Below are 16,014 nucleotides of genomic sequence, written 5' to 3'. Positions count from 1 at the left end.
GCCGGGGGGTATGCGTGACGTGAAAAAGTTCTGTTTTCCAAAGGCCGCACTGGTGGCGATTGCCCTGGGCTTTGGCACTGCACCGGCCGTGGCACTCGACTTCGGCTTTGCGGCTCCGGGTGCGCCCGACAGCTTTGGGGCGCGCCTGCGCGACGCCTCGCTCAGCCTCTCGACAGCGCAGGCAGAAGGCAGCACCGCCCAGGACCTGCTCGCCGCCGCACAGGCCGATTACGGACGTCTCACCGGCGTGCTCTATGCTGCGGGCTATTACAGCGGCGTGGTGCGCATCCGCGTCAACGGGCAGGAGGCGGCCAGCATCCCGCCGCTGCGCGCGCCCGATCAGATCGACCGTATCGACATCATCGTCGAACGCGGCCCGTCTTTCACCTTCAATCGCGCGCGGGTCGCCCCGCTCACCCCCGGCACCAAGCTGCCAGAGGGTTTCGCCACCGGCCAACCCGCCAAGGGTCAGCTCATCGGTGACGCCACACGCACCAGCATCACCGCCTGGCGCGATGCCGGCCATGCCAAGGCTGACGTGGACGCCCAGACCGTCATCGCCGATCACGCGACGCAATCGCTCGATGCCGATATCACCCTCGATCCCGGACCGCGCCTGCGCTTCGGCACCCTGCGGATCGAAGAGGATGCCCGCCCCTCCCGTGTGCGCGAGGCGCGCATCCGCGAGATCGCGGGCCTGCCCACCGGCCGTGTCTACTCGCCCGCCGAACGCGAACGCGCCGCGAACCGTCTGCGCCGCACGGGGGCCTTCCGCTCGGTGGTGATGCGCGATGCCGACACCCCCAATCCCGATGGCACACTCGACATGCGCACGCAGGTCGTCGATGCCAAACCCCGCCGGATCGGCGTAGGCGCGGAACTGTCATCGCTCGAAGGCATCACGCTCTCGGGGTTTTGGCTGCACCGCAACCTGCTGGGCGGGGCCGAACGGCTGCGTCTCGACGCGATGATCGGCGGTATCGGCGGCGATTCGGGCGGCGAGGATTTCCGCCTCGGCGCGCGGCTTGACCGGCCTGCCACCTTCACCCCCGACACCGGGGCCTTTCTGCTGGCCAATATCGAGGACAACAACGAACCCGATTACAGCGAACGCAAGGCCGAGATCGGCGGCGGCCTGACCCATATCTTTTCCGACCAACTGACCGGTGAGGCGGGCATCACCTACCGCTATTCCGAGATCACAGACGATCTGGGCAACCGCGAATTGCAGCATCTTCTGTTTCCGCTGCGCGCCACATGGGATCGCCGCGACGACCCGCTCAACCCGACATCGGGGCTCTATCTCGACGTCTCGCTGACCCCGTTCATCGGGCTGGACGACGACGGCGGCGCGGGCACACGTCTTTATGTAGATCTGCGCGAACATGTCTCCTTCGGCGAGAATGACCGTTTTACACTGGCGGGGCGCGCGCAACTGGGCTCGGTCACCGGGGCAGATATCGAGGACGTGCCCGCCGACATGCTGTTCTATTCAGGGGGGGCCGGCACGGTGCGCGGCCAGCGGTATCAATCGCTCGGGGTTGATCTGTCGCCCACCGTCACCATCGGCGGGCGCTCCTTCCTCGGCTTCTCCGGCGAGGTGCGTACCATGGTCAGCGACAGCATTCAGGCCGTGGTCTTTGCCGATACAGGCTTTATCGGTCAGGACGCCTTCGGCACCGGTCGGGGCGAATGGCACAGCGGCGCGGGCATCGGCGCGCGCTACTTCACCGCCGTGGGCCCCATCCGGGTCGATCTCGCGACCCCCATCGGCGAGAATGCAGGCGAGAACATCGAACTCTATATCGGGATTGGACAGGCATTCTGATGCGCGCGCTACGGCTCATATCGCTGGCTTTCACCCTTCTGGCAGGCCCCCTGCACGCGCAGGAAGGCGAGGACGGGCGCGGCTTTCTGCAATCGCTGATCGAGGACAATCTCTCGGGGGTGGGGCGCGAAGTGCGCATCACCGGCTTTGCCGGGGCGCTGTCGTCGCAGGCCACGCTCGAGACCCTGACCATCGCCGATGACGACGGTGTCTGGCTGCGCCTCGGCGACGTGACGCTCGACTGGACGCGCTCGGCGCTTCTGGCGGGCCGCGTCGAGGTCAACAGCCTGACCGCCGCCGAGATCACGCTCTCGCGCCTGCCGGTTGGCGAGGCACCGGTCACACCGGAGGATGCCGAGGCCACGCCCTTCGCCCTGCCCGAACTGCCCGTCTCGGTCAATATCGGCGAGATTTCCGCCGAGACCCTGACCCTCGGCGCGCCCATTCTGGGCGAGGAAATCCGGCTCGAACTGTTTGGCAGCCTGTCACTTGGCAGCGGCGAGGGCTCGGTCGACATCGAGGTCAATCGTCTTGACGGGCGCGGCGAAATCTCGCTGGAGGCAGGCTTTGAAAATGACAACCGCGTGCTCGCCCTCGATCTCACCCTTGATGAGGCCCCGGGCGGGATCGCCTCGACGCTTCTGAACCTGCCTGACAGCCCGGCCATCGCCCTCACCGTTCAGGGCGAGGCCCCGCTTGATGACTACGCCGCCGATCTGCGGCTCGCCACCGACGGCACCGACCGGCTGACCGGGCGGCTGACCCTGCAAGGCACCGAGGACGGCATGCGCTTCAACGCCGGGCTCGACGGCGATCTGACCCCGCTCATGGCCGAGGAGTATCGTGCCTTTTTCGGCGGGCAAAGCACGCTAAACCTCACCGGGACGCGCGCACCCGATGGCGCACTCGACATCGACCGGCTCAGCCTTTCGGCGGCGCAGCTGGCGCTCGACGGAAATTTGGCGCTCGATGCCGCAGGCTGGCCCACGCGCTTTGATCTCGACGGCAATATCGGCGATGGCACCGTGCCGGTGCGCCTGCCTGTCGCGGGCCCGCCCGTGACACTTGAAAAGGCCACGCTCAGTGCCCGCTACAACGCGGCCCAAGGTGATCGCTGGCGCGCGACCGTGGCGGTGACAGACCTCAATCAACCCGATCTCCGGCTCGACAGCGCCACGCTTTCGGGGCGCGGCACGCTGCGGCGCATGCCGCCGCGCGGGGTGACGGCGCTTGCAGAGTTTGACCTCTCGGGCCTTGATCTCGCCGATCCGGCACTGGCAGAGGCCGCAGGCACCGCGCTCTCCGGTCATGCCAGCCTTGACTGGAGTGAAGGCGCGCCACTGCTGCTGCGCGCACTGCGCGTGGCTTCGGGGGCCGCAACCCTCGCCGCCAATGGCCGGATCGAGGCGCTGTCCGATGGCTTTCCCGTCTCCGGCACGGCCCGGATCGACGCCCCCGATCTGGCGCGCTTTGCCGCCCTTTCGGGGCAAGATCTGGCCGGGGCAGCCAATGCCACGCTTGCCGGATCCGGCAGCCTTCTGGGCGGCGATTTCGACATCAGCCTCGATGCCTCTACCGACGGTCTTGCCGTTGGCATCCCGCAGGCCGATCCGCTGATCGCGCCCGAAACCACGCTTTCGATCAAGGCCATGCGCGACACGACGGGCACCACGCTCGACCGGTTTGAGCTGGAAAATCGTCACCTCCGCACCCGCGCCTCCGGCAAACTCGACAGCACCTCCGGCAGCCTCGACGTCTCGGCGAACCTGTCCGATCTCAGCCTCGCCGACCGCCGCCTCGACGGCCCCGCCGAAACCCGCGCGCAGGTGACATGGGCTGCGGGTGACGATGTCACCCTCACCGATCTCGTGGCGCAGGCCATGGGCGCGCGCGTCACCGGCACCGCGTCGCTCTCCCCCGAGGCCCCGGGCCTGCCCGCCTCCGCCCAGATCAAGGCCGAGGTGGCCGATCTCTCGCGCTTTGCCGCGATCACCGGCCAACCACTCAAGGGCCGCATCGACGCCACCTTCGGCGGCGGCGGCACGATCGAGACGCAAACCCTGGACCCGACATTCCCCAAATGGCCTGCCGCTTGAAGCGAAAATTGCCTGACAGGGCCCAGTGGGTCAAGCGTATTGTGCTCGTGATGGCCGCGACTGCCGTGCGAGGACGCCGATTTGGGCGGATCGGGCCGTGAACCGGCGTCATCCTGCGGCAACGACTGCGTTTTTCAGCGCGGCAGGCGGACCTGTCCAGCCGCTTTCGTTCGGTTTGGGCCTGGTTTTTTTCACGCGCATGAGGGTGGCGCTCGCAATCGGTGGATCGCGGCAAGAATGGCGCGGACCATCGGGCCGGTGACCGCGACTTCGGCAAGCTGGAAGGTGATGGCGCGGGCGTGACGCACGACGCGGGCCCCCATCTTGATCAGCTTGAGCTGGAGGGATGTCAGCGACCAGTCAGCCATGGCCTCTGGGAGCTCGATGCAGCGCAGGAACGTTGCCAAGTTGTAGGCAAGGGCGTGCAGTTGCAGCCGGACCTCGTTGTCACGAAACCGCTTGCATGACAGCCGCGTCCAGCGGAAGGCGTATTTGCCTTCCTTGATATGCTGCTCGGCGGTGCCACGCTGGTTGTAGAAGCGCACCACCCAGTCCGGGTCCATCGGCATATTGGTGACGATGAAGCCGACTTTTGGGAACAGCTCGCCCGGATGCCATTCGATCTTGGCGATCACCCGGCGTGGCTTATCCCAGCTTTGCGCCTGATACTCGATGTCCTCGTAGATGCGCTTGACCTTGGTCAGCGACGGACGCCCCACAGGCCGGGCCAGTTGATGCGCGATCTTCTCCTTGAGCACTGCATTGGAGGGCAACCGGATGGTGTAGAAATAGCCCGTCTCTTCCAGCCGCGCGTAGATCGCAGGGATCGCATAGGCGGCGTCGGCACGGAAGAAGCGCATGAGGTCGCGCTTGGCATATCGGGCGATGACAGGATCGAGCACATCCTGCCAGCCGTCAGCACTGTGGACGTTGCCATTGCGCAGGGCACAGCGCTCCAGCATGCCGAACTGGTTGAACAGGAAGTTTGGGTGATAGCAGGTGCAGTCAAAATGCCCGTTCCAGGCCGAGCCCTCCTGGTCGCCATGGGTGGGGCTGACAGAGCTGTCCATGTCCAGCACGATATACTTCAGCCCGTTGCGGTCGTGGAAGCGGTCGATCCATTGGCCGTTCAGGTCTGCCAACGCCGCCCGGTTCTCAGCCAAGGCCAGCGTCTCGGTCTCGAACCGCCCCATTTGCGAGGCCGAGGCAGCCTGTGTATCGACAGCCCGACCACCGACAACCTGACGCATCACGGGATCGAGCGCGAGACGGTCGGCATCGTTGACGTCCTCGTATCCGGCCAGCCGCCCGAACACTGACTGCCGGAACAGCCCGTCGAGCCGATGGACGGTGTTCTTGCCGGTGCGGTTATCGCGTAGCGCCTCTGACGCAAGGCCCGACAGCCCGAGCGCGTCATCGAGCTCGCGCATCACCAGCAAGCCGCCGTCCGAACTGATCTGCGCACCCCGGAACTCCAGCCGCACGCGGCGGTCGAAATCGACCCGATCACCCCGATCCGAACTCGCACCCTCTGGGTGATCCATAAAACACGTCCCTCTCAGCCATCAACACTATGATTTATATAGGAAATAACGAGTTCAGGACAGCGAAATCACAGATTTACTTGGGGAATGCGGGTGGACATCACACTCGAGGCCACCACCTCCGGTCTCGCCACCGGCATCGCACAGCTTGACGGGCTTATTGCCAGCGACGGCACGCTTCTCATCGAGGCGGCGCATGACGACGGCACCGTCACCCTGCGCGACCTGCGCCTTGCCTATGACGCCGCACGCATCAACGCCTCGGGCTCAGGCGTCATCGCCGAGCAAAGCGGGCAACTTGTGTTTGACGCCGACCTTTCAGACCTCGCGCTGATTGATGCGCGCCTCAGCGGCCCCGCCGAAGCGCGCGGCATGATTGCCCGCGACGCAGACGGTGCGCTCACCGCCACCGGCCTTGCCGCGCAACTCATGGGGGCGACGCTCGACGCCACCGGCACCGTGCAACCCGACCCCGAGGCGTTCGCGGCCACCGGTAATGTCGCGGCCAAGGTGGCGGACCTCTCGCGCTTTGCCGCCCTTGCAGGCCAACCGCTGCGCGGCAGCCTTGATCTGACCGCCGAGGGCGAGACCAGCGACAGCGGCAACGCGCTCTCGCTCAGCACCACACTGGAGGGCCGCGATCTCGCCACCGGGATTGCCCAGCTCGACCAGATCATCGCCGGCCGCCTGTCGCTCAGCGCGCAGGCGGGCCGCACGCCCGAGCGGATCGAGATCCGCAACATTTCCCTTGAAACACCACAAATCAGCCTCACCGCAGCGGGTGACGGCGCGGGCGGCCCGGTCAGCATTGACGCCCGTCTCGCCAATCTGGGCCTCTTCGCGCCCGAATTTTCCGGGCCGCTCTCGGCCAATGGCACCGTCACGCTACAAGGTCCCGAGGCGCGCCGCGTCAGCCTTGACCTTGACGCGACCGGGCCGGGCGGCACCACCGCCGCAGTCTCGGGCAATGTAATAGACCACGGCGCGCGCCTCGATCTCAGCGCCTCGGGTGCCCTGCCCCTCGCGCTTGCCAACAGCTTCATCCAGCCCAACGCGATCAATGGCACGGCGCGCTACGATCTGCGTGTCAGTGGCGCGCCCGCCCTGGCCTCGGTCTCGGGCACCGTCACCACCCAAGGCACGCGCGTGGCGCTTCCCGAAACCGGGCTTGCCATCGACGATCTGAGCGGTACTGCCAATCTCGGGCAATCGCGCGTGCAGACCGACTTCACCGCCCGCATGCGCGACGGCGGACAAGTCACGGTCACCGGTCCGGTCTCACTGACGCCCGGCTTTAACGGTGATCTCAGCGTCGGTCTCGCGGGCCTCGTGCTGACCGATCAGCTGATCTACACCACCACCGCCAATGGTGACGTGACGCTGAACGGTCCGCTGACCGGCGGCGCGCGCATCGGCGGCGCAATCACTCTGGAAGAGACCAATATCCGCATTCCCTCCGGGCTTGGCCCGGCCTCGGTCTCGCTGCCCGATCTGCAGCACGTCAATGAGCCCGCCGCGGCGCGCGCCTCGCGCCAGCGCGCGGGGCTGATCAAGATCGAGGAGAGCGGCGGTTCCTCGCGCCCCTTCGCGCTCGATCTTTCGATCAGTGCGCCCAATCGCATCTTCGTGCGCGGGCGCGGTCTCGACGCCGAACTGGGCGGGCGTCTGCGCATCCGGGGCACCACAGCCGCAGTCGCGCCCGACGGGTTCTTTGAGCTGGTCCGAGGTCGCTTCGACATCCTTGGCAAACGTCTCACACTCACCGAGGGGCGCGTCACCATGCAGGGCTCGCTCGATCCATACCTGCGCTTCGTGGCCGAAACCGAGGTCGAGGACACCGTGCTTCAGGTCATCATCGACGGGCTTGCCAGCGCGCCCGAAGTCACCTTCGCCTCCAACCCCGACCTGCCGCAGGAAGAGGTTGTCTCGCGTCTCATCTTCGGCCGCGGCCTCGACAATATCTCGCCGTTTCAGGCCGCGCAGATGGCCTCGGCCGTGGCCACGCTCACGGGCAGCGGCCAGAACGACGTGGTGGGCCGGTTGCGCGGGGCCGTGGGGCTCGCCGATCTCGACGTCACCCAGACCGAAGAGGGCGACACCCAGGTCAGCGCCGGGGCCTATATCTCCGACAACATCTATACCGAGGTCACCGCCGACAGCGCTGGCAAGCAGCGCATAAACCTCAATCTCGACGTCTCTAACTCGGTGACGGTCAAGGGCGGGGCCTCGAATGATGGCGACACCGGCGTCGGTATCTTCTTCGAAAGAGACTACTGACACATCAGTTGCACGAAATTTGAGCGGAAAAGACTCGCCTCCTTGCAGCCCCATCTGCCAGAGTGAACGGAACAGGGTTCAGGGAGGGTCTCTTGCGTTATATTCCGCTGCTCATCAGTTTGCTGCTCGTGCCTTTGGGGATTGCACTCGCCCTCTGGCTGCCGTTCTGGGGCGGGGTCCTTGCGGCCCTTGCCGGCCTTGTGGCCGCCATCGGCCTCTACGATGTCTTCCAAACCAAGCGTGCGGTGCTCAAGAATTATCCGATTTCGGCCCGGCTGCGCTTTCTCTTCGAGCATTTCCGCCCCGAGATCCGCCAGTATTTCCTTGAGAGCGACCACGAAGAAACCCCCTATTCCCGCGAACAGCGCGCCCTCGTCTATCGCCGGTCCAAGGGCATCGAGGGCCTGCGCCCCTTCGGCACGCTGCGCAATGTCAACGCCGTGGGGCATGAATGGATCAACCATTCCATGGCCCCCACCCATCTCGACAGCCACGATTTCCGGCTGCGCATCGGTGGCCCGGATTGTACGCAACCCTATGACAGCTCCCCGCTCAACATCTCGGGCATGTCCTATGGCGCGCTCTCGCCCAATGCGATCGAGGCGCTCAATTGGGGGGCAAAGATCGGCGGTTTCGCCCATACCACCGGAGAAGGCTCGATCTCGAGGTTTCACCGCAAGCATGGCGGCGATCTGATTTGGCAGATCGGCTCTGGCTATTTCGGATGCCGCACGCCAGAGGGCGCGTTCAACCCCGACATGTTCGCCGAGACCGCCGCCGACGATCAGGTCAAGATGATCGAGATAAAGCTTTCACAGGGGGCCAAGCCCGGCCATGGCGGCATCCTGCCCGGCGCCAAGGTGACCGAGGCCATCGCCGAGGCGCGCGGCGTGCGGGTGGGACAGGATTGCATCAGCCCTCCCGGCCATTCCGAGTTTTCCACCCCCGAGGGGCTCTGTGCGTTCATCGCCCGCCTGCGGTCACTTGCGGGCGGCAAGCCGGTGGGCCTCAAGCTCTGCGTCGGCCACCCGTGGGAGTTTTTCGCCATGGCCAAGGCGTTTCACGAGACCGGCATAACCCCCGATTTCATCACCATCGACGGGGCTGAAGGCGGCACAGGTGCTGCGCCCGCCGAATTCGCCGACCACAAGGGCGCTCCGATCCGCGAAGGGCTGATGCTGGTGCATAACACGCTGGTGGGCATGGGGCTGCGCGACCGCATCCGCCTCATCGTCTCGGGCAAGCTGATCAGCGCTTTTGACCTTTGCCGCATGTTCGCGCTAGGCGCGGATGGCTGCAACATCGCGCGCGGCTTCATGTTCGCCGTCGGCTGCATTCAGGCACAGGTCTGCCATTCCGGCAAATGCCCGACGGGCGTGACCACGCAGGACCCGGGCCGCTACCGGGCGCTCGTGGTCACCGAGAAGTACCAGCGCGTCGCCAATTTCCACCGCAACACCATGATTGCCTTGAAAGAGGCGGTGGAATCCTCCGGTCTGCAGACCCCGCAAGAGTTCACGCCACACCACCTGATGATCCGCGTCAACAGCCGCGAAGTGCGCTCGGCGGCCAGCCAGTATCTCTGGCTGGAACCGGGTGAGTTGCTCTCGGGCACCGTCGATCATCCCGCCTTCGCCAAATACTGGGACCGCGCCCGCGCCGACACCTTCGCCTTCGCGTGAGTTGGGCGGAGGGTCGGTTCAGGTCTGGGTCGCAGGCAGGGTTTGGCCCGTTGCTGCCGTTTAGGTGCAGCTCCAATGCGCGGAATCAAGGTGCCGTAGGCACCGCCGCGCAGCGCCCGACCGCCCCCTCGGGCGGGCGCTCTTGCAACGTTTCAAGCCATTGATAACGCGGAGGTGTTTGGCTGGCATAAAGTGCGGTCCACCGAGGTTGCTGCGCCCACCCGGCGGTCGGGCACCGCACGGCTTATCTCTGAAACCGCCAAGGTCCGCACCAGGCCAAAACCGCCCCTACCCATCCAGCGCCTGCGTCAGATCGGCGATCAGGTCGCCCGCATCCTCGACCCCCACCGACAGCCGGATCAGCGTTTCGGGAATGCCGGTATGCGGCTCGATGGTATGGCGATGCTCGACAAGGCTCTCGACGCCCCCCAAAGACGTCGCCCGGTGGAACAGCTGCAACCGCCCCACAACGTCCAAGGCCCGCGTCTTGTCGCCCTTGACCAGCGCCGATAGCAGATACCCATAGCCGCCGCGCATCTGCCGCGCCGCGATTGCGTGCCCGGCATGGCCGGTCAGCCCCGGATAATACACCGCCTCGATATCGGCGCGCCCCTCCAGATACGTGGCAACTGCCATCGCGTTTTCACACATCCGCTCCATCCGCAGCGGTAATGTCCGCATCCCGCGCATCAGGAGCCACGCCTCGAACGGGCCGATGATGGCACCCGCGTCATGCCGGTCGGTGGCGATCTCCTGCCACATCGCCTGCCCCGGCTCGCGGCACGACAAAACCCCCGCCAGCACATCGGAATGCCCGTTAAGCGCCTTGGTCGCCGAATGCATCACGATATCGGCCCCCAGGTCGAGCGCGCGGGTCAGCACCGGCGTCGCCGCCGTGCCATCGACCACCAGAACCGCGCCCGCCTTGTGCGCCATGCCCGCCGCAGCCGCGATATCCACGGTCTTGAGCCACGGATTCGACGGTGTCTCGATCCAGACCATGTCCGCCGAGGATCGGCACGCCTCGGCCAACGCGCCCGGGTCCGCCGCGTCGATCTCATCGAGTATGATCGCCCGGCGCACGCAATAGTCACGCACCCATTTCAGCGTGCCCCAGTAGATGCCGTTCTGCATCACCACCCGCGCGCCCGAGGGCAGCGCCCGAAAGACCGCCGCGATGGCCGCCATGCCGCTTGGAAACAGCAGGCTCGCCGCCGCGCCTTCCAATGCGCGCAGCACCTCTTCGCACTGCCGCACCGTGTCATTCTGATCGCGGCCATAGACATTGTCGGGCCGCATCAGCCCATAATCGGCATCGCGCAAATAGGTCGTGGCCAGGCTGATGCCGGGCACCACGCCGCCTGACTGCGCCTCCACCGCGCCTGCCGCCTGTGCGGCGATGGTCGCGGGCTTGTGGTCTTTCTCGTTCATTCAGTCTTCTTTCCGTTCTTCAAGATCAAACAGCCGCCCCGGCCCCCAGCCGCGCGCGGCAATACCGGCGTGCCGCAACATGTCCCACAAAAGCGCCTGATTGGAGCTGATCACCGGCAGTCCAAGCTCTTGCTCGACCGCCTCGATGATCCCGAACGTGCGCAGATTGGTGCAGCTTGTAAAGACCGCCTGAACACCCGCCGCACGCCCCGCCTGCACCATCGCGGCCCGGGTAGAACTCTCGGCGATACGCGCCACCGTCCAATCCTCCTTCTGACCGAAACTCGCCTCGCTCACCACGGTGATCCCATGCCCGGCCAGCGCATGGCGCATCGGGCCGTTCACCTCGGCCACATAGGGCGTCACCATGGCGACACGCGTCACCCCAAGCGTCTGAAGCGCGGTGATGACCGCACTCAGCGGATTGGTGACGGGGGTGCCGGGCTGCGCCACCTGCATGCGCCGCGCCACCTCGTCAGGGCCGATCACGGCACTGGCAGAGGTGCAACCATAGCCAAGCGCCGACAGCCCCTGCGGCAAAAGCGCGGCAGTGCGTGTCATCTGCGGTGCCATCGCCTGCAGATCTTCGGGCGTGACATCGGCCTGCGCCGGAATGCGGGTGTGCAACAGATTGACGTCGCGTCCCGCAAGAATGCCGCGCGCCTCGTATTCCAGCGTCTCGTCGGTGCTCAGCACGATCAGGCCAAGCCGCCGCCCGGCCCCTGCGCCCTGATCGAGATCATAGTCCATCACATGCCCTCCGGTCGGCTGATCGTTCCGCCTGACACGGCGGCGCGTACGCCCGTCGTGCCGGCACAGGACGTGGGCAAACCGCGCGCCACCCGTACCGCCAAATGCGCGAAAGCCTGCGCTTCCAGCATGTCGCCGTCAAGCCCCACCGCCTCCACCGGCTCCACCGGGCAATCGAGCGATGCCGCCAGCATGCGCATCATCACCGGGTTGTGCCGGCCGCCCCCGGCCACCAGCAAACGCGCGGGCGGTTCCGGACAATGTTCCATGCCGCGTAACACCGCCGCTGCGGCCATGCCGGTCAGCGTCGCGACGGCATCGGCATCGCCCAGTTCCGAGACCAGCCCGATCATCTCGGAAAACGTGTCGCGATCCAGCGATTTGGGCGGCATACGCAGGAAATACGACTCGTCCAGAAAAAGCTCCAGCGCGCCCTGCGCCACCAGCCCCTGCCGCGCAAGCGCGCCATCCCGATCATAAGGTTCGCCGCGCCGCGCCATCATCAGATCGTTGATCGGCGCATTGGCGGGTCCGGTATCAAAGGCCAGCAGCGCGCCCTCGTCCTCGGGTCGCGCCCGGCGTGGATTGACGTACGTCAGATTGCCCACCCCGCCGAGGTTGAGAAACGCCAGCGGTGCCTCGGCCCCGATCCAGCGCGCGCAGGCGAAATGAAAGAACGGCGCCAGCGGCGCGCCTTCGCCCCCCAGCCGGATATCGGCGCTGCGGAAATCCCACACCACCGGCAGGCCCAAACCTTGCGCCAGCCGCGCGCCATCCCCCAGCTGGTGCGTGCCGCGCCCCTGCGGCTCATGCGCCAAGGTCTGACCGTGAAACCCGACCAGCGCGGCCCCGTTCAAACTACCCAGCACCTCCAGATGCGCGCGCTCGACCAATGCCTCGGCCTCGGCCAGATCCTCTCCGGGCCATTTTCCAAGGGCGGCGGCCAGCACCGCCTGTTCGCCCGGCAGATAGGCGCGATAGGCGCTCGGGCCAAAGCCAAAGATCACCTCGCCATCGGTCTCGACGATGGCCGCATCCACCCCGTCAAGCGAGGTGCCCGACATCGCCCCCAAAGCCCAAAGCCGCCCAGCCTTCAACATGGCCTTTTCCTTCGCCCAATGACTGCATATACATGCCGCGCAACGACAAGCAGGACAAGCCTTATGACCTACCACCCCAAATCCGATTTCATGCGCGTGATGATCGAGCGCGGCTATCTCGCGGATTGCACCGATTACCAGGGGCTGGACGAGGCGCTGACCGCAGGCACGGTCACCGCCTATATCGGCTATGACGCCACGGCGAAATCGCTGCATGTGGGGCATCTGCTGAACATCATGATGCTGCGCTGGCTGCAAAAGACCGGGCACCGGCCGATCACGCTGATGGGCGGCGGCACAACCAAGGTGGGCGACCCCTCGTTCCGCTCGGATGAAAGGCCACTGCTGTCACCTTCCGAGATTGACGAGAATATCGCCAGCATGCAGCGTGTTTTTGAGAAGTATCTAGAATTTGAAACAGGTGATGATGTCATTATCAGGACCCTCGGAGGCAGAAGTGGCAAACGCGCTCTCATGCTCGACAATGCCGAATGGCTCGACGGGCTGAACTATCTCGAATTCCTGCGCGATATCGGGCGGCATTTCTCGGTCAACCGGATGCTGTCGTTTGAATCGGTCAAATCCCGACTCGACCGCGAGCAATCGCTCAGCTTTCTCGAATTCAACTACATGATCCTGCAGGCCTACGACTTCCTCGAACTCAACCGCCGCTATGACTGCGTGTTGCAGATGGGCGGCTCGGATCAATGGGGCAATATCGTCAACGGCATCGACCTCACCCGCCGAGTGATCGACCATGAGGTGTACGGCCTGACCTCACCCCTGCTGACCACCTCGGACGGGCGCAAGATGGGCAAATCGGCGGGCGGCGCGATGTGGCTCGATGGCGAGATGCTGAGCCCTTACGAATTCTGGCAGTTCTGGCGCAACACGACCGATGCCGATACCGGGCGCTTCCTCAAGCTTTACACCGAACTGCCGGTCGAGGAGTGCGATCGCTTGGGGGCGCTTGCGGGGTCGGAAATCAACGAGGCCAAGATCATCCTAGCCAATGAGGTGACGACGCTGCTGCACGGGGCCGAGGCGGCACAGGCCGCCGAGGCCACCGCGCGCGAAGTGTTCGAAAAGGGTGGCGTGGGCGACGATCTGCCCACGGTCGACCTGACGCCTGCGGAATTGGGCGACGGGATTTCCATCGTGCAATTGATCGTGCGCAGTGGCCTCGCCAAATCCGGCAAGGAGGCGAAACGCCTGATCACCGAGAATGGTGCACGCCTCAACGATGCACCGCTGACCGATGCCGGGCTGATGATCGACGCCGCCGCCCTCGCCTCGCCGATCAAGCTCTCGGCAGGCAAGAAGCGCCACGCGCTGATCAAGCTCGCCACCTGACCGACCCCGCGCCCAAGGGATTTGCAAATCCCTTGGGCAAGCCGCTTTCAAGCGGCTTGCAACGCGGTTTCAAAACCGCGTCGAAAGGCGTTTGCAAACGCCTTCCCCGACCGGCACCCGACGCGCCTGACCCTGTGGTGCCACCCGCGATCAACACCGCGTGGCAGGCCGCGCGAATTGTGGGGCTCAGGTCCGCATGGCCAGTGCGTCCTCCAGCACCGCGCGCACCGTCTCGGGCGGGACATCCGAGGTGATGAACGCCTCGCCGATGCCACGCGCAAGGATGAAACGCAGTTTGCCATCGACGACTTTCTTGTCCTGCCCCATGAGCGAGATAAGCCCATCTGCGTCAGGCAATTCTCCTTCGATATCAGATAGATCAACCTTCATCTTCATGTCGCGAAGATGTGCACGCACACGGCTTGGGTCTTCCTGCGCACACATCCCGAGACGCGCTGACAGCTCGAACGCAAGGGCGCAGCCGATCGCCACCCCCTCGCCATGCAGCAGACGCGCCCCGTCATAGTGAGTAGCCGCCTCCAGCGCATGACAAAACGTATGGCCAAGGTTGAGCAACGCCCGGTCGCCCTGTTCAGTCTCATCGCGCATCACGATCTCGGCCTTCATCTCGACCGATCGTTTGACCGCATGAATGCGCGCCGCCATATCACCCGAGGCCGCACGTGAAGCATTGCCTTCAAGCCATTGGAAAAATTCACGATCTCCCAGCAGACCATATTTCACCACCTCGCCGTACCCCGCGAGGAAATCGCGCTCCGGCAGGCTGCCCAGGACCTCGGTATCGGCCAGCACGAGGCTCGGCTGATGAAACGCGCCGATCAGGTTCTTGCCCTGCGGGGCGTTGATCCCGGTCTTGCCGCCCACCGAACTGTCGACCTGCGCGAGCAGGCTTGTCGGCACCTGCACAAATCGCACCCCGCGCCGCAGCACGGCGGCGGCAAAGCCCACAAGATCACCGATCACGCCGCCGCCCAGGGCGACGACAACATCATTTCGCTCGACCTTCTGCTCCAGCAACCATTCCACCGCGCGCTCGAAGTGTGGCCAGGATTTCGTGGCTTCCCCCGGCGGCAAGCTTAGGGCAACCGAAGAAATGCCGTGCTCGGTCAATCCCGTGCGGAACGTCTCGAGATGCAGTGCTGCGACGGTCTCGTCGGTGATGATCGCCACGCGCGGCCGCCGCAGCAACGGGCTGATCAACGCGCCCGCGCGGACCAGCAGACCCGGACCGATGTGAATGTCATAGGCCCGCCCTTCCAGGCCCACATGCACGATCTCGCTCATTTCACTGCCTCCAGAACATCCCTGCGCGTCACCAGCGCCGCCTCGACCTCCGCCGCCATGTCGTCGATCGAATACCCCGGATCAGCGGCCACGTTCAAATCCGCCAGTGCATAGACCGGCGCACGCGTTTCATAAATCTTCCGAAGCGTTTCATAAGGATGAGCTGTGCGCAGCAAGGGCCTGGTATTCTTACCTTTTACCCGTGACCAAAGCAGGCTCAGGTCGGCATTCAGCCAGACCGAGACGCCCTTATCGGACATCATCTGCCGGTTTCTCTCGGACAAGAAGGCGCCCCCACCGGTCGACAGGATGCCACGCTGCGTGTCGAGCAGCCGCTCGATCACCTCGCTTTCGCGCGCACGAAAGAACGCCTCGCCATCCCTTTGGAATATTTCGGAAATCGTCATGTTGGCGGCTTTTTCGATCTCCGCATCCGAATCCAGAAACGGCACCGAAAGCCGGGCCGCCAAGGCCTTGCCCACGGCTGTCTTGCCGGCCCCCATCATGCCCACCAGCACGACAGTTTTCTTCAGAATCCAATGCGTTCCGCCCGACACGCTCGGCGCTCCCCTGCCAATTCACACGGTTTTTCACTCAATGACGTGATCTTGCGCAAAAGGCCAGTTATAACTTGGTCAAAACTCACAT

Annotated in this window: 11 protein-coding genes; 5 read left to right on the top strand and 6 right to left on the bottom strand. The window is 65.1% G+C overall.

All coding sequences use genetic code 11. The features are described from left to right. The first annotated feature begins 10 nt into the window (after nt 1-10). Together PVU19_RS09230 and PVU19_RS09225 are read left to right on the top strand one after the other, a co-directional pair. Nucleotides 11-1,828 carry an autotransporter assembly complex protein TamA gene (locus tag PVU19_RS09230; RefSeq protein WP_050661618.1) on the top strand — a complete coding sequence of 606 codons (1,818 nt, stop codon included), beginning with the start codon at nt 11-13 and terminating at the stop codon, nt 1,826-1,828. Next, a complete protein-coding gene (locus tag PVU19_RS09225; RefSeq protein ID WP_050661619.1) occupies nt 1,828-3,924 on the top strand; it encodes a translocation/assembly module TamB domain-containing protein in 2,097 nt (698 codons plus the stop codon). Before PVU19_RS09230 ends, PVU19_RS09225 begins: the two co-directional genes overlap by 1 nt. A 191-nt stretch (nt 3,925-4,115) precedes the next feature. Here the strand turns inward: PVU19_RS09225 and PVU19_RS09220 are convergent, their stop codons facing one another. Beyond that, nucleotides 4,116-5,468 carry an IS1380 family transposase gene (locus PVU19_RS09220; RefSeq protein ID WP_274789781.1) on the bottom strand — a complete coding sequence of 451 codons (1,353 nt, stop codon included), beginning with the start codon at nt 5,466-5,468 and terminating at the stop codon, nt 4,116-4,118. A gap of 93 nt (nt 5,469-5,561) precedes the next feature. Here PVU19_RS09220 and PVU19_RS09215 point away from each other — a divergent pair, with 93 nt between their 5' ends. Beyond that, the gene (locus PVU19_RS09215) at nt 5,562-7,745 is read left to right on the top strand and encodes a translocation/assembly module TamB domain-containing protein (RefSeq protein WP_235575919.1); all 2,184 of its coding nucleotides are present in this window, start codon (nt 5,562-5,564) and stop codon (nt 7,743-7,745) included. A gap of 92 nt (nt 7,746-7,837) precedes the next feature. Then, a complete protein-coding gene (locus tag PVU19_RS09210; RefSeq protein ID WP_082238053.1) occupies nt 7,838-9,427 on the top strand; it encodes an FMN-binding glutamate synthase family protein in 1,590 nt (529 codons plus the stop codon). Nucleotides 9,428-9,715: 288 nt separating this feature from the next. Here PVU19_RS09210 and PVU19_RS09205 read toward each other — a convergent pair whose 3' ends face one another. Genes PVU19_RS09205 through PVU19_RS09195 form a run of 3 tightly spaced genes read right to left on the bottom strand, consistent with a single transcriptional unit; the run spans nt 9,716 to nt 12,708 of the window. Next, nucleotides 9,716-10,858 carry a trans-sulfuration enzyme family protein gene (locus tag PVU19_RS09205; RefSeq protein ID WP_050663271.1) on the bottom strand — a complete coding sequence of 381 codons (1,143 nt, stop codon included), beginning with the start codon at nt 10,856-10,858 and terminating at the stop codon, nt 9,716-9,718. Next, nucleotides 10,859-11,608, bottom strand: coding sequence for a maleate cis-trans isomerase family protein (locus tag PVU19_RS09200; RefSeq protein WP_050663272.1), 750 nt, complete (start codon nt 11,606-11,608; stop codon nt 10,859-10,861). Further along, nucleotides 11,608-12,708, bottom strand: coding sequence for an anhydro-N-acetylmuramic acid kinase (locus PVU19_RS09195; protein ID WP_050663273.1), 1,101 nt, complete (start codon nt 12,706-12,708; stop codon nt 11,608-11,610). The genes PVU19_RS09200 and PVU19_RS09195 overlap by 1 nt, the downstream gene beginning before the upstream one ends. Nucleotides 12,709-12,771: 63 nt before the next feature. Here PVU19_RS09195 and tyrS point away from each other — a divergent pair, with 63 nt between their 5' ends. Beyond that, nucleotides 12,772-14,061 carry a tyrosine--tRNA ligase gene (tyrS, locus tag PVU19_RS09190; RefSeq protein WP_050663274.1) on the top strand — a complete coding sequence of 430 codons (1,290 nt, stop codon included), beginning with the start codon at nt 12,772-12,774 and terminating at the stop codon, nt 14,059-14,061. 186 nt (nt 14,062-14,247) lie between these two features. Here the strand turns inward: tyrS and aroB are convergent, their stop codons facing one another. Further along, the gene (aroB, locus tag PVU19_RS09185) at nt 14,248-15,366 is read right to left on the bottom strand and encodes a 3-dehydroquinate synthase (protein ID WP_050663275.1); all 1,119 of its coding nucleotides are present in this window, start codon (nt 15,364-15,366) and stop codon (nt 14,248-14,250) included. Beyond that, nucleotides 15,363-15,944 carry a shikimate kinase gene (locus tag PVU19_RS09180; protein WP_050663276.1) on the bottom strand — a complete coding sequence of 194 codons (582 nt, stop codon included), beginning with the start codon at nt 15,942-15,944 and terminating at the stop codon, nt 15,363-15,365. Before PVU19_RS09180 ends, aroB begins: the two co-directional genes overlap by 4 nt. Between the last annotated feature and the right edge of the window lie 70 nt (nt 15,945-16,014).

The organism is Roseovarius tolerans (genome assembly GCF_028885395.1).
Lineage (GTDB): Bacteria > Pseudomonadota > Alphaproteobacteria > Rhodobacterales > Rhodobacteraceae > Roseovarius > Roseovarius tolerans.
The sequence above is the reverse complement of the archived record's forward strand: the minus strand, read 5'-3'. Positions and strand labels throughout refer to the sequence as shown.

Coding starts and splice junctions, on each gene's coding strand:
- PVU19_RS09195 (WP_050663273.1), bottom strand. CDS start 12,708: ATGTTGAAGGCTGGGCGGCTTTGGGCTTTGGGGGCGATGTCGGGCACC.
- PVU19_RS09225 (WP_050661619.1), top strand. CDS start 1,828: ATGCGCGCGCTACGGCTCATATCGCTGGCTTTCACCCTTCTGGCAGGC.
- PVU19_RS09200 (WP_050663272.1), bottom strand. CDS start 11,608: ATGGACTATGATCTCGATCAGGGCGCAGGGGCCGGGCGGCGGCTTGGC.
- PVU19_RS09230 (WP_050661618.1), top strand. CDS start 11: ATGCGTGACGTGAAAAAGTTCTGTTTTCCAAAGGCCGCACTGGTGGCG.
- aroB (WP_050663275.1), bottom strand. CDS start 15,366: ATGAGCGAGATCGTGCATGTGGGCCTGGAAGGGCGGGCCTATGACATT.
- tyrS (WP_050663274.1), top strand. CDS start 12,772: ATGACCTACCACCCCAAATCCGATTTCATGCGCGTGATGATCGAGCGC.
- PVU19_RS09205 (WP_050663271.1), bottom strand. CDS start 10,858: ATGAACGAGAAAGACCACAAGCCCGCGACCATCGCCGCACAGGCGGCA.
- PVU19_RS09220 (WP_274789781.1), bottom strand. CDS start 5,468: ATGGATCACCCAGAGGGTGCGAGTTCGGATCGGGGTGATCGGGTCGAT.